Here is a 13746-nt window from a genome sequence, read left to right on the forward strand (position 1 = left end):
ATGATAAGGAAATGAGTGTGAATCGAAACTAACATTGAGCCGTTTTAGGCCTTTAACTCCGTAGAAGAGTAAGGTTATTATTTACCACATATTGTGCCAAGTTTACCCCGTATTCAATTTAAAAACTGCTTCAGTCGCACTATAAAATCGCATTCCACATTTCGGGCAGTGTCGGTACGTATTTAGAATATCCCGCTGACATGCTCTTGAAAAATCAAGATTGCCGAAGGTACCTAATGCCGCTTACCGTCTGTGGTCAGTTCTCTCACCATGACTGTACATCACGCGCTTGTCCTAAACTTTCACCAGCCCCCGCATAATCTCGACGATCTGCTGGAAACGAACCCATGGGAGGTCAAAGAGATTCTCTTTGCCATGGATCGCATGCCCCGCGCCTTGTGGGGTTACGAGGACATTGCCCGGGTGCACATGTCGCTTTCTGGTACGTTGCTGGAGAGTCTGGCCTCGCCTGAGTTTCAGGAAAAGGTCTACGGCGTTGTTAAAGTTGGCGATCTGCTCTGGCAGCTTCAGAACAAGCGCCTCTTTAATGTGCTTGGCACGGGCTACTATCACCCCGTGCTGCCGCTGATACCCAAGGAGGATTGGAGCGAACAACTGGCTCGCTGGAAGGGCCTTGCGCAACACCTGTTTTGGCGAGAAGATTTTGGCGGGTTCTGGCCGCCGGAAATGGGTTTCACAATGGAGCTTATCCCGCTGCTCAAGCGTCTTGGCTATCGCTACGTGTTGGTGGACGACGTTTATCTGGAAGCCGCTGAGGGTGAGATGTCTTGGCCCGAGTTGCGTTACCGTCCCCATATAGCAGAGTATGGCGGTGAGGAAATTATCGTTATTCCCCGTGAGCGTGAGCTATCCAATGCGCAGCTTTCCGGTATGGACCCCGAGTGGTTTGACCACGAAGTCAAGGAACGCACGAAGTTCTGCGATTTCGAGCCACTTGTCACGACCTGTAGTGATGGGGACAATGGCGGTTGGTTCCGGAATTACACGCCTGAGGCCAATTTCTGGCACGCTTTCTACCAGCCATTTCTCAACCGAGCTCGTCTGGAGGGGCAGATTGTTCCGACCTTTATTGACGATTACATCAGCAAGCACGGTGTTGGTGGTAAGGTGAAGGTCAAGACAGGTGCCTGGAACACCGAGATGCATTATGGTGACGATTTTACACAGTGGACAGGAACTCAGGAGCAAAAAGATGCTTTAGCCCGTATCCATGAGATCAGCAGCGCCATTCACTTCGTTAAGTCGGAGGCCGAGGCATCCTCTCCACGGAATCCTGAGCATTTGGATTATCATCTCAATGAGGCTTATTGGCATCTTCTCCGGGCGGAGACGAGTTGCAATCTCTATTGGGGTAATTCCTGGACACAAAAAGTCCACGACGACTTAAATGCCGCTTGTGCTGAACTTGATAACGCACGTCGCGGGTTCTAAATGAAAAGGTTTTTACCCCCTTTATAATAGGGTATCTTGAATCTTCGTAAATTTGCAATCTGGTGATTTTTCGATTATGTATGTATATAAATTAAATATACATCTATGCGAATTTCAATGGGCGAAACGAGAGGTTACAGACTCATGCTTTTCACCTGCATGGCTTTTGTTTTGCCATTAGGTGCAGATACTACTTGGAATGGAAGTGGGGGGAATAATAACGTAAATAATTCTAGTAATTGGACAGCAGGCGTTCCATTGACGAACAACTCCGCTAAAGGTCAAATATTAACCTTCGGTGCTGAGTCTGGGGGAGGGGATTATATCGTATTACTCAACCAGGGCGATAATAAGGATGTACAAGACGCTGGCACGATTTTGATAAATGGCGGTTCTACTGGTTACACCTTCAATCGAACGGGTTCTCATTCTTATGCTGTTTTCGGGAGAGATCCTACGGGTAATTCGATCGTCAACACTTCGGGCAATCTGGCTACGTTTAATGTGCCCATTGAGCAGAGTGCGCAAAACAGCTCTTCGTTTACGGAAAGTATTTGGTCTCCCGGTTCGGGAGGATTGATGTTCAACCAGACAGTATCGTTCGCTAATAGCGCCAAGGATGTGCTCGTTTCTGGCTCGGGGAATGTTGATCTGAATGGCAGTTCATCTCTCGCCAATTCCACTGGCTCCTCCGCAGTTATTTACGCAGGAACAGGCACTACGATTACTGTGAGCGGCACCGTAGGGATTACTGGGGATAATGCGGGAATGCATGGTATTGGGGTCCGTGGAGGTACCTTCTTGTTGGATGGTCCAACTGGAGTAGACCTCATTCAGGACTCCGATAATACTGCACGTGGGACGAGGCTTGAGCTGCAAGGGGGGACGTTTGGCTACACCAGCGCCGATAATGACGTACGTCGGGCAGAGTTCTACCGCAGCCTAACCGCGACTGCGGATTCAACCATTCAATTTGGCAATAATGTTGGTGGGGGTACTATCGCGTTCGTCGATACGAATACTACCGGTGGCAATTTCAACAACAACATCATTGTGATGTCGAATTGGAATGGCACGTTCGACACCGGTGGCGGCACAGACCAGTTTGTCTTCAGTTCTCTGTATAATGGAACAACGGAAGTGATGGTGGGCGATACTCTGCCAAATGTGCGTATTTTTGCATCGGATGGATTTGCGTATTATGCCCAGGCAATCGCTAGCCCAACATATCTAGGCGCGATCGAGCTTGTGCCCGGCATGAAAATTTTGCCAGAACCTACTACATATGCTTTTGGAGGGTTTTTTATATTGAGTATTGTTTTTTTTGAATGGCGTAGACGAAATAAAGTTATTATGTTTAGTGAAATTGTTTAACTGGTTTCGGTTACATAGTTTTATTTATGTTAATAGTATCTTGATTTATTGTTTGTAGAGTGTCGGTTGTTTTTTGGTGAATTGAATAATTACTTCTATATGATTGGTTTTATAGGTGAAAAGTGCATTGGCCATTTCCGCTCTATACAGCAGAGCTTGCGTCAAGGAATAGGGTGTTCCCCTCGACCCATTTTCCCGGGATATAAATATATTGAGGTGATTCCGGTGATCCGAAGACGCCATTGTTGATGGATTGAACCAGTAGTTCCACGGCACGTATTCCGGATAGCTGGTTGTTTTGCTCAATTCCGCTGATAGTTGTAGCACCTGGGCTAGTTGACAGGCAAACATAGCTTAGTTGATCGGGTATTCGCATGCCAGTCGATCGAAGCAAATGCAAATGGCGGTCACTATCGGTTATCAGAACGTCCAGCTTGTTTTTTGCCGTATACTCAAGCAGATTGCTTGGTTGGCTTTTGGTTGGGCGGAGATGCAATGGAACGCGTTGGTTTTCTGCAATCTGCGACTGATACTCGTGGTAGTGCGCCGACCATGCGTTTTCAATGCGCTCGTTTATGCCAACATCTAGGCTGCAGCCCACGCGTTTATAGCCCCGCCTTCGTAGTTCCTGCAGGATTTGTTGCATGGAATGAGCGTGATAGTGCGAGACCATCGATATTTGGCGGTTACGCACGCTTTGGCCCATACAGACAACTGCGAAGGGGCTGATATCCATCTCAAACTCAAGACGATCATCCGGAGTTGGCGCGACGAGGATGCCAAGTATGCCGCGGGCGATCAGGATTTTTCGTAAGCGATCAAAGTTCATTCCCTCTTCGCTAAGGGAAAATTCTTTCAGGTTGTATCCCAACTCATTGGCGCGTTGAAAGGCACCCATAATGGCCAATTTATTGTTTGGCATCTGACGCCATTGCTCCTTTTTCCGGTATTTGGATAGAAGGGCGAGCCCGGCACGCTGCGACTGCAATCTCCCGCGTCGCACTTGGCTCAGCAGCGTTTGTATATGCGGGTTAGCCTGATAACCCATCCTTGAGGCCAGCGACTGGATCGACTTTCTGGTTTCTTCAGAAATTCGGTAGTGGTTCCGTAATGCGAGGGATACGGTCGTGTGCGAGCAGCCAGCAGACTTCGCAATATCTCTGATGGTGACTGTGCGGTTTTCCACGTAAACCAATCTGGCGATTGAGCTTCGTGGGTCAAGGAGAACAGACTCCAATGAGGTGCTTTCGCAACGCCTCATTGGAGCTCGTCTAAGCTATTATTCGGGCTTTGGCAGAGGCTTGCACAGAGCGATAAGCTCGTCGACGTGTGCAGTTGCGAGTGCCACGCATGTATCAGCAGCACCGTAGTAGATTTTTACCTCGCCGTCATCTTCAAGAATCATTCCGCCTGGGAAAATGACGCTGCCTCGGAATCCATCGGCTTCGTATGGGGCATCAGGAATCAGAAGCGGCTGATCGGACAGACCAATGACCTTTTGTGGATTTTCCAGATCCAGCAACATCAGGCCAGCATAGTAGCTCTTTGTCCACTTTTGGTCTCCCCATGCTTTCAGCAGTTGGCTCTCATCTTTGTTGACTGCGTGAATGGTGGTTAACCAACCTTTGGGGGTGCGGATAGGTGGGGCCGCTGGTCCAATTTTGCAATTGATGTATGGGACTTCCTCGCTCCCGAGCAGCAGACGGGTGTCCCCCCAGTAGCGTAAATCCGGTGAGGCGGAGGACCAGATTTCAAAGGCTTCCGCTTTGCCCCGACCATAGACTGGGAAGGGGCGCTCGAGTCGGTAATATTTGCCCTGAATTTTTTCTGGAAACAGCACCATATTTCGGTTGTCCGGACTCGTTAAACTTAAAAGCTCAAATGAGCGAAAATCATCGGTCTTTAGAATGACTCCGAGGATGCCATGCCTTGTATCCATGGCGGCACATAGATAGGACTGCCCGTCAATGACGGTGATACGTGGGTCATACACGCGTCGGATTTCGCCTAAACCAAAACGTTCATCGTGAGAATCTGCAAACCACTCACGCGCCTGCTCCGCGTTTAAGATTGGCTCCTTTTCTACCTCCCACGCTATCCCGTCTTTACTGCGCGCCAAGCCAAGGTTGCAGCCGCCAAAGGCAGCTCCACTGATATAGTCGTAGTCATTGCGGAAGACCATGATGTATTCGCCGTTGATCTTGGCGACACCAGCATTGAATACGCAGTCTGCTTTGTACGGGACTTGGTCAGCAGTTAGAATGGGGTTTTGTGGGCTTTTCTTAATCATGACATTAAGCATATTATCGTTAACTCGCATTACGAGTTTCTTTGAGGTTTCCACGTAAAACAATTTGGCCGCTTCAATCTACATTTTCCTGCTTTGGGTAAAGCCGCCGCTATATTAAACCTTGCTTCGGTTGACAACTCGCGTCTGGTATTCCCCTTTTCGACCAATGGCCTACGACTTTACCTCTATCCTAGACCGCAGCGGCACGGGCTCACTGAAGTGGGACCGCTATGCTGGCCGCGATGTGCTGCCTCTTTGGGTGGCCGACATGGATTTCCGTTCCGCACCGGAAATCATTGATGCGCTCAACGCACGTACCGCACATGGCGTGCTCGGTTACACCTTGCCGAACACCGAAGTCGTCGACGCAGTGTTGGGCTATTTGTCCCGCGTCCATGGCTACGAGGCCAAGGCAGAGTGGCTACATTGGCTACCAGGAGTCGTCCCCGCACTGAATGTTGTGGCCCGTGCCTACGGTGAGCGCGGCGATTCGGTGCTGACCTGCACGCCGGTTTACCCGCCCTTTCTGTCGTGTGGTCCCTGGCAGGAGAAGTCGTTGATTTCTAGTCACCTCAAGCAACAGGATGGTGAGTGGACCTTCGATTTTGACGACCTCGAAGCGAAGGTGACGCCCAACACGCGGATCTTCATCCTCTGCAATCCGCACAACCCCGTCGGTCGCGTTTACCGCGAAGATGAGTTGCTGGCCATTGCGGATTTCTGCAAACGGCACGACCTGATACTCATCTCAGATGAAATCCACTGCGACCTGCTTTTTGACGATAACAAGCACCGAATGACGGCCACATTGAGCGAAGAAATCAACCAGCGAACGGTCACGCTCAACGCGCCTAGTAAGACATATAATATCCCTGGTCTGGCGTGTTCGTTCGCCGTGATTCCAAATGCTGAGTTGCGCCTGCGTTTCAAGCAAGCTGCACGGGGTTTTATTACCGAGGTCAACCCCTACGGATATGTTGGGTGCGCGGCGGCGTATAATCACGGTGAACCATGGCGTCAGGAACTGATGACATATCTGACCGGCAACCGCGACTACCTCTACGACTTTGTGTCGCAACACTTACCGGGCATTGAATTCCAGCAAACCATGGAAGCGACTTATTTGGCCTGGATGAATGTCGAGGACCTGAAAGCCAAGGGTGTGGAAAATCCGCACGCGTTCTTCATTGAGCATGGCGTTGGCCTGTCGCCGGGTTCCGATTTCGGAGACGACCGTTTCTTGCGCCTGAACTTCGGCTGTCCACGTTCCGTTCTGGAGCAAGCGCTTGAGCGCATGGCCAAGGCCGTGGCGGGTTTGTGACTTTTGCGCTACGGGTGTTCCTGCCTTGACTTCCCATCGGCGAGGCGCATTCCTTTTGGCAATGTTTGCACAGAAACATGTCAACCGTTGGTTCGTCGTCGCGCTTCTTGAGCGTGGGGTGTCTCTGGCGTAAGTTGATTTCAACACAAAGCAGAGGCTCCTTGACCGGGTTGGCCTCTGCGAGTTGTAAACTAGGATTAGCAGGATAACCATTCGGCGAGGCGCTTCAACCTCACCCATGAATGATCGAACAATCCGCTTACCAATCCTAAATCTGAGCGCCGCTGCACAGGGTGTCTTCCTGATGCTCGCGTCCGTCGTGCTCTTTTCCGCGAACTGCCTGGTGGTTAAATACCTGGGCACGCAAGGTGAGGTCTCATTCTGGGCAGTGAACTTCTACCGTGGCGTGGCGGGGACGGCGTTTGCAGTGCTCTTGGCGGGCGTGGGCGCTCGGCAGATTTTACGCGTGTTCTATCGGCCGATGCTTATTATTCGCGGTGTCCTTGGTGGCGTAGCCTTAGCGATGTTTTACGTAACTGTGTTCCACATGGATCTGGGAACGGCGAGCGTGCTCAATCTGACCTATGTTCTCTGGGGTACGTTGTTTGCAGCGATTTTCCTCGGAGAGCGCCTTAATAAAATGCAGTGCATCGGCCTTGCAGTGGCCTTTATGGGTATACCGCTGTTGACAGGCTTTTCGCTCGCCGGCGTGGGTGTCTATCACTTGTACGCGATTGGTGGGGCCATTTCGGCAGGTGGTATTGTCATGCTGATCCGATTACTGGTGCGAACGGAGAGCACGACCACCATTTATGCCGCGCAGGCCATCTACGGTATGTTGGTCGCCGTGCCATTCATTGGGTTGGCAGACCTGATGCCCAGCCTGAGCAATGTGTTGATTATGCTGGGCGCTGGAATTCTGGTGGCCGGTGGGCAGATGGTAATGACAATTGCTTACCAGCGGTTGCCAGTGGCGCAGGGGGCATCGATCCAACTCATACTTCCGGTGATGAATGCTATCGGCGGTGTGGTGTTTTTCAGTGAGTCCTATGGCGGTTTTGAATTGGCCGGTAGTGTGTTGATTCTCTTCGGCAGCGGATGGGTCGTTCGCGCCAAGACAAAGAAGGAAAATTGATCTGGTAAGGGCGGTTGAGGCAACCGCCCTTACCTTCTTCCTTGCCGCGACCGATGATTCCCGCATAGACAACAACCCTTCAGATGAAACCCGACCTCTCTATCGAATCCCTGGCCTTGCCACATGTTGCCGCAATGCACGCCTACGTGCCCGGTATGCAGCCAATGGAAAGCGGCTGGGTGAAGCTTAACACCAACGAGAATCCGTTTCCGCCGAGCCCAAAAGTAATTGAGGCAATCCAGCGTGAATTGGCAAATGAAGCGCGCGGGCTTCGGCTTTATCCGAACCCGACTAGCGCCCCCCTGCGTGCGACCATTGCGGCGCATCATGGGCTGAAGGTGGAGCAGGTGCTGGCCTCAAATGGCTGCGACGATGCGCTTAATCTATTGATGCGAGTCTTCTGTAGTGTCGACCGACCCGCTGGTATGACCGTTCCCAGCTATTCTTTATATACGGTTCTGCGTAGTATTCAGGCAGCTGAAATGCGTGAAGTGGAATTTGACCGTAGTTTTGAACTGCCGATAGACGCCATTGCGAGCAGCGGAGCAAATATCTTCTTTCTGACTTCACCGAACGCTCCGACCGGCGTCAGCTTTGCGCCTGAGCGCATTGCGGAGCTGTTGGAGAAGTTCTCTGGCATTTTGGTAGTAGACGAGACTTATGCGCCCTTTGCGGAGCAGAATTGTGTCAGCTTATTGGCGGATAATCCACGTCTGGTGATTGTACGCAGCTTCTCCAAGGCTTATGCGTTGGCGGGTATGCGGACGGGCTATGCGTTGGCGAATCCGGAAGTCATCAGCCTGCTCGATCGTGTGCGTGACAGCTATAACCTCGACCGCTTGGCTCAAGTCGCCGCCAAGGCCGCGCTGGAAGACCAAGCGTATTATCAGGGAACGATCGAGGCGACCAAAGTGCTCCGTGACAAAGCAGCGGCTAGTTACGAAGAGCGCGGTTGGTTCGTCTACCCGAGTGCGGCGAATTTTCACTTTGTCGAGCCGCGTAAGGGGGGGGGGGCAGGCAAGGCGGTCGCCCAAGACCTTTTCCAATGTCTGCTCGATAACAAAATTCTTGTCCGGGCTTTTCCGAACCACGCCTTGACTCAATCTTTTCTCCGTATCAGCGTAGGCAGCGCTGAGGAGATGAACCGCCTCGGCGAAATATTAGACGCATGGCAGAAGAAGTAGAAAACAACGCGCGTAGCGCTGCAATCACCCGTGAAACCAAGGAAACGCAGATCACGCTTTCCCTGAACATTGACGGGACGGGCCAATCGTCGATCGACACGGGTATTCCGTTTTTCGACCACATGCTGGACTTGTTCGCCCGGCATGGGTTGTTTGATCTGGAAGTCAAAGCGACTGGCGACCTCGATGTCGATTATCACCACACGGTGGAAGACGTCGGTATCGTGCTCGGTGAAGCCGTCAAGCAGGCCATTGGTAATAAACGCGGCATGAAGCGCTATGGTTTTTTTATTCTGCCAATGGACGAATGCCTCGCGCAGGTTGTGATCGACTTGAGCAATCGCCCAATCTTCCGCTATAAGGTGGAGGCTGCAAACGTCATGATCCGCGACTTCAACATTGCACTGGTCAAGGAGTTCTTCCAAGCCTTCACGAACGCTGTGGGCGCGAATTTGCACATGAAGCTCGAATATGGCGAGGAGCCGCATCATATTGCCGAATCACTCTTTAAATGCTTTGGGCGCGCGCTTGATGTCTCTACGCAGATCGATCCGCGCATGGGTGACCGTTTGCCCAGCACGAAGGAAGCACTATGAGTTCAGCGCCGAAATTGGCGATCATTGACCCAGGTATGGGCAACCTGCGCAGCGTCTGTCGCGCGTGGGAACATGTCGGTGCTGACGTGCATTTGGCTGCCTCTCCGAAGGAAGTTGGTGATCCCGACGCGCTCGTTTTTCCGGGGCAGGGGGGGATGCCACATTGTATGAATGCACTGCGGCAAACTGGCTTTGATGCAGTTATAAGAGAATGGATTAGTGCCGATAAGCCCTACTTCGGCATCTGCTTGGGCATGCAGGCGCTGTTCGAATATTCGGAGGAAGGGGATTCTCGAGCACTGGGAATATTTTCCGGAAAGGTAAAAAAATTCAAACTCGGCCCGGAGTATAAAATCCCGCACATGGGCTGGAATGCCGTTCAGTTCAGCGATCCAGCGCACTCAGCTGTGGCTGGGGTTGAAAATGGCGCTCAATTTTATTTCGTTCACAGCTATAGAGTAGAAACGGACGATGCGAATTTGGTTTGGGGTGAAACGGAGTATGGGGAGCGGTTTGTCAGCGCAATACGGCGTGGAAACTGCTATGCTACGCAGTTCCATCCAGAAAAAAGCCAAGCCAAAGGCTTGCAAATATACCGCAACTTTGTGGAATCTGTTAGCATCTGTTAGCCCAGCTAATCTCTATTTATGGAAGACACCGCCACTATTCGCATTGGAAATGAAAACTACACCTTCCCCATTATTGTTGGGACGGAGGGTGAACGCGCAATTGATACGCGCAAACTCCGCGCTCAAAGCGGGGTAGTGACCTACGACGAGGGTTACGGCAACACAGGGTCCTGCGAAAGCAAGATCACGTTTATTGATGGCGAAAAGGGCATCCTGCGCTACCGCGGCTATCCCATTGAAGAGATCGCTGAGAACTCCAATTTCGTTGAGGCGGCCTATTTGACGATTTATGGTGAGTTGCCCAAGGCGGACGAACTTCGCAACTATTCCCGCCGTATTCTTCGCGGTGCCTCGATCCACGAGGGCATGAAGAACTTGTTTAATGGGTTCCCAACCAATGCGCACCCGATGGTCATCCTCTCCGCGTTGCTCAATACACTGGGCAGCTACTATCCGGAGCTCGCCACAAATGATCGCCAGAAGGATTTGGACAATTTCGATGATGCTGCTGCAACCCTGATATCCAAGGTTCGCACGGTGGCCGCCATGAGCTACCGTATGAAGCACGGGTTGCCATTCATCTACCCAAAGCCAAAATTGAGCTACTGTGCGAACTTCCTGCACATGATGTTCTCCGAGCCTTACAACGATTATGTTCTTCATGATGACGTTGTGAACGCGCTAGACCTGATTTTCCTTCTGCACGCAGACCACGAGCAAAACTGTTCCACCTCCACCGTCCGCATGGTGGCCTCCGGTGGCGCGAATCTGTTCGCCTCTGTTTCCGCTGGTGTTTGCGCACTGTGGGGGCCGTTGCATGGTGGTGCGAATATGGCCGTGGTCAAAATGCTGCAAGACATCCATGCTTCTGGCGACGATGGCACTGATTTCATTGAAAAGGCGAAGACTGGGGAAACCCGTCTGATGGGCTTCGGCCACCGGGTTTACAAAAACTACGACCCGCGTGCCAAGATCCTCGGTGAAGCTGCCGAACGTGTGTTTGCTGCACTGAATATCAACGATCCGCTACTCGACATTGCTCGTCGACTGGAAACTAAGGCTCGTGAGGACGACTATTTTGTCAGCCGTAACCTATATCCAAATGTCGACTTCTATAGTGGCATCATCTTGCAGGCCATTGGTCTTCCACTGGACATGTTCACGGTTATCTTTGCGATTGGGCGTATGCCTGGTTGGATTGCGAACTGGAAGGAACTTGCGGAAAGCGGTGCCCGCATCCATCGCCCACGCCAGATTTATCAGGGCAGTACGCAGCGTCCTTACGTAAAAATGGAAGCTCGCTAGAATCTTGTCTGAATAAGCCTCAAGCTGTTCGTAGATTCCGTTTTCGCTCTATTTCTAAACACCGCAGATTCTGCGGTGTTTTTTTATCGATGAATCTTCTGGTGCCGAATGCCGGTGATGGCCAAGGCTGCCAGACTGGTCAACAAAGCCCATTGATGAGGCTCAGGCACTGCGGAGTAATTCGATAGCAGGATGTGGTTGCTGTTGAACGTCACGTCGAATTGCCCCCCCGAGAAGAAGACTACGCCGCTAGAGACGTTGTCGAATGTCCCAGTGATTTCGCCCGTAGTGGTCATGATGGTGAATTCATCGTCCACATCCGGGGTGTAACCTAGCAGAACAATATCGAGATTGCCGTCGAGGGATACCAGACCGCTTCCGGTGACAGTGAGTACATCGTATTCGCTTCCGGCGATTGTTCCCGCGATCTCGATCAACAGGCTCGCCGAATCGGTGAAGTCAATGTCCCCTTGGAATTCCAGATTGCCGGGAGAGGTTCCGGGCGAAATTACGCCTGCATTGGTAAAGGTGGCCGCGCTTGCATTGAAAAATGATGTGCCTGAAATGATCCCTCCCGCACTGTTTGTAAAGATACCTGAAGCGAGTGTAATGCCACCGCTGCCCGTCGCGCGAAGCTCACCTTGATTCTCAAATTCGTTGGCGTCTGGGTCGATCACGAGTGCATTCGTCTGGTCGCCAATGATGGTTCCCTTGTTGACCATTCCGCCCGAGTTGCTCAGCAGATTACCCGCCCCCCGAATCGTGTGGCTTACGCCGTTGGTGATGACGCCGCCGTTCATGAAGACGCGGTTATTGACATTGTTTCCAAGAACGATTTCACCGGTCCCATTAAGCATGTGCGTGGTGCCGGTTAGTTGCAGACTGGTGTCCGTGTTGGATGATTGCAGATTGATGACGCCGTTATTGGTTATGCCGTCGCGGATTTGTAGATTGATGCTATTGTTGACGTTAAGTATGCCGCTGAAAGTTACATCTTCGAGGACGGCGTCATCGTCACTCATTCTCACGTATCCCGTGCCCGTTGTGTTGATCGCACCTCCAATGATTTCCGAATGATCGGACAGATAAAGCCGCGAACCATCCCCTATTTCAATGGTGTGGTCGGTGTTGGTGAAGACTCCGGGGCCGAATGTTAAACCGCCGCTGCCCGTCGCCTGTATGGTGCCTTGGTTGACAAAACCGTTCGCATCTGGGTCAATGATCATGGCGCTAGATTGGTTCGCGATGATCGTTCCCAAGTTAATCATGCCGCCCTGGTTCAGGAGTACGGCACCACTGCCACGGATGGTGTGGTCGGCACCATGAGTGATAACCAAGCCCGCGCCCGAAATGCGATTGGCGCTGGAGCTATTTAAATTGATCTCACCGCTGCCGAGGATCGCGGGGTTTGTTCCGGTAAAAAATAAATCGGTTGAGCTGCCTAAGGATTGCAGGCTGATGGTGCCGTTATTGGTTATGCTGTTTCGTATCGTCGTGTCGATCGCGGTGTCCTGGATAATTGTTCCGTTGAGGGTGATGTCTTCCAACACTGCTCCCGTGGCGGCGAAAGTCGTAAAGCCGCCTTCAATGGTTTCGATGGTTCCGCCAACGAGCTGGGTGCCCGCAGACAGAATCAGCTGTGAACTGCTGCCTACGTGAATCGTGTGTCCGGTGTTGGTAAAAATACCAGCGGCGAACGTTAAACTACCGCTACCCGTCGCTTGGAGTGACCCCTGATTCACAAAGCCGCGTGAATCAGGAGCGATGCTCAGGGTCGTGCTTGAGTCTGCAACAATTGTCCCGTGGTTGATCATGCCACCGAGATTATTAAGCAGTGTGCCTGCGCCGCGAATCGTGTGGCCGCTGCCATGATTGAGCACACCTGTGGTCGTGATTTGGTTGGCGGCGTTGTTGGAAAGCTGGATTTGGCCAGTGCCGCTGATAGCAGCGTCGCCACCGAAAATCAGCCGTGTGGCACTACCTGAGCTGTTCAGGTTGATCGTGCCGTTGTTCGTTAAGGCGGTGCTTGGCGTGAGAGTCGTTAGCGACAAGCTGCGACTATTGAGAATGTTCAACGTGTCGCCGGTCGTGACTGAAAGATTATCAATGACCGCATTTGTATTCAACGAGACCACGGAATCCGCGCCGTCGTTGCCATCGATGATCACCTGATAGGAGTCCGTGCTGTTGTTCGGGATGTTTCCAGGGGACCAATTTGCGGGGACATTCCAGTTGGCCGAGCCACCGATCCAAGTGGAGTCAACGACTGTCGCTTGTGCATGGATTAGACCAGTGGACATCAAGGACAGTAACAAGGCACTTCGCACCCATGTATATTCTGAGTGATTCATAGTAGTAGCGGTTCAACTAACGCCACTAGGGCGCGATGCTCAACTGGCTAACATACGTCGAGTTAAGCACAAGTGTTTTCCCGAAATTGTCCGCCGGGCGACTGATTTA

Annotated in this window: 11 protein-coding genes; 8 read left to right on the forward strand and 3 right to left on the reverse strand. The window is 51.8% G+C overall.

Features of this window, described 5'->3' with window-relative positions:
* Positions 1-270: 270 nt before the first annotated feature.
* Positions 271-1452 (forward strand): polysaccharide deacetylase family protein, encoded by a 1182-nt coding sequence (locus IE065_RS15455; protein ID WP_189516706.1) that lies wholly within the window; start codon positions 271-273, stop codon positions 1450-1452.
* Positions 1453-1596: 144 nt separating this feature from the next.
* Positions 1597-2826, forward strand: a complete 1230-nt coding sequence (locus tag IE065_RS15460) for a hypothetical protein (protein WP_189516708.1) — start codon at positions 1597-1599, stop codon at positions 2824-2826.
* Positions 2827-2968: 142 nt separating this feature from the next.
* On the opposite strand, the gene IE065_RS15465 is transcribed toward IE065_RS15460, so the two are convergent.
* Positions 2969-4087 (reverse strand): LacI family DNA-binding transcriptional regulator, encoded by a 1119-nt coding sequence (locus IE065_RS15465; RefSeq protein WP_189516710.1) that lies wholly within the window; start codon positions 4085-4087, stop codon positions 2969-2971.
* An 18-nt stretch (positions 4088-4105) separates the two neighbouring features.
* Positions 4106-5116, reverse strand: coding sequence for a glycoside hydrolase family 130 protein (locus tag IE065_RS15470; protein WP_189516712.1), 1011 nt, complete (start codon positions 5114-5116; stop codon positions 4106-4108).
* A 166-nt stretch (positions 5117-5282) separates the two neighbouring features.
* Between IE065_RS15470 and IE065_RS15475 the strand changes: the two genes are divergently transcribed.
* From IE065_RS15475 to IE065_RS15500, 6 genes are all read left to right on the forward strand, one after another.
* Entirely contained in the window at positions 5283-6437 is a 1155-nt protein-coding gene (locus tag IE065_RS15475) for a MalY/PatB family protein (RefSeq protein WP_189516714.1), read from the forward strand.
* 238 nt (positions 6438-6675) lie between these two features.
* Positions 6676-7572 (forward strand): DMT family transporter, encoded by an 897-nt coding sequence (locus IE065_RS15480; protein WP_189516716.1) that lies wholly within the window; start codon positions 6676-6678, stop codon positions 7570-7572.
* Between the two features lie 83 nt (positions 7573-7655).
* Positions 7656-8756, forward strand: coding sequence for a histidinol-phosphate transaminase (gene hisC / locus IE065_RS15485; RefSeq protein ID WP_189516718.1), 1101 nt, complete (start codon positions 7656-7658; stop codon positions 8754-8756).
* Positions 8741-9352, forward strand: a complete 612-nt coding sequence (hisB, locus tag IE065_RS15490) for an imidazoleglycerol-phosphate dehydratase HisB (RefSeq protein WP_189516720.1) — start codon at positions 8741-8743, stop codon at positions 9350-9352. Before hisC ends, hisB begins: the two co-directional genes overlap by 16 nt.
* Positions 9349-9981 carry an imidazole glycerol phosphate synthase subunit HisH gene (gene hisH / locus IE065_RS15495; protein ID WP_189516721.1) on the forward strand — a complete coding sequence of 211 codons (633 nt, stop codon included), beginning with the start codon at positions 9349-9351 and terminating at the stop codon, positions 9979-9981. Before hisB ends, hisH begins: the two co-directional genes overlap by 4 nt.
* A gap of 18 nt (positions 9982-9999) precedes the next feature.
* Positions 10000-11286, forward strand: coding sequence for a citrate synthase (locus IE065_RS15500; protein WP_189516723.1), 1287 nt, complete (start codon positions 10000-10002; stop codon positions 11284-11286).
* A gap of 83 nt (positions 11287-11369) precedes the next feature.
* Here IE065_RS15500 and IE065_RS15505 read toward each other — a convergent pair whose 3' ends face one another.
* Positions 11370-13637 (reverse strand): beta strand repeat-containing protein, encoded by a 2268-nt coding sequence (locus IE065_RS15505; RefSeq protein ID WP_189516725.1) that lies wholly within the window; start codon positions 13635-13637, stop codon positions 11370-11372.
* Positions 13638-13746: the final 109 nt, after the last annotated feature.

Source organism: Cerasicoccus arenae, from assembly GCF_014651635.1.
Classification (GTDB): domain Bacteria; phylum Verrucomicrobiota; class Verrucomicrobiia; order Opitutales; family Cerasicoccaceae; genus Cerasicoccus; species Cerasicoccus arenae.

What these genes read in the sequence shown, in the direction of transcription:
- IE065_RS15455 (WP_189516706.1), top strand. Translation starts at nt 271, where the DNA reads ATGACTGTACATCACGCGCTTGTCCTAAACTTTCACCAGCCCCCGCAT.
- IE065_RS15460 (WP_189516708.1), top strand. Translation starts at nt 1,597, where the DNA reads ATGCTTTTCACCTGCATGGCTTTTGTTTTGCCATTAGGTGCAGATACT.
- IE065_RS15465 (WP_189516710.1), bottom strand. Translation starts at nt 4,087, where the DNA reads ATGAGGCGTTGCGAAAGCACCTCATTGGAGTCTGTTCTCCTTGACCCA.
- IE065_RS15470 (WP_189516712.1), bottom strand. Translation starts at nt 5,116, where the DNA reads ATGATTAAGAAAAGCCCACAAAACCCCATTCTAACTGCTGACCAAGTC.
- IE065_RS15475 (WP_189516714.1), top strand. Translation starts at nt 5,283, where the DNA reads ATGGCCTACGACTTTACCTCTATCCTAGACCGCAGCGGCACGGGCTCA.
- IE065_RS15480 (WP_189516716.1), top strand. Translation starts at nt 6,676, where the DNA reads ATGAATGATCGAACAATCCGCTTACCAATCCTAAATCTGAGCGCCGCT.
- hisC (WP_189516718.1), top strand. Translation starts at nt 7,656, where the DNA reads ATGAAACCCGACCTCTCTATCGAATCCCTGGCCTTGCCACATGTTGCC.
- hisB (WP_189516720.1), top strand. Translation starts at nt 8,741, where the DNA reads ATGGCAGAAGAAGTAGAAAACAACGCGCGTAGCGCTGCAATCACCCGT.
- hisH (WP_189516721.1), top strand. Translation starts at nt 9,349, where the DNA reads ATGAGTTCAGCGCCGAAATTGGCGATCATTGACCCAGGTATGGGCAAC.
- IE065_RS15500 (WP_189516723.1), top strand. Translation starts at nt 10,000, where the DNA reads ATGGAAGACACCGCCACTATTCGCATTGGAAATGAAAACTACACCTTC.
- IE065_RS15505 (WP_189516725.1), bottom strand. Translation starts at nt 13,637, where the DNA reads ATGAATCACTCAGAATATACATGGGTGCGAAGTGCCTTGTTACTGTCC.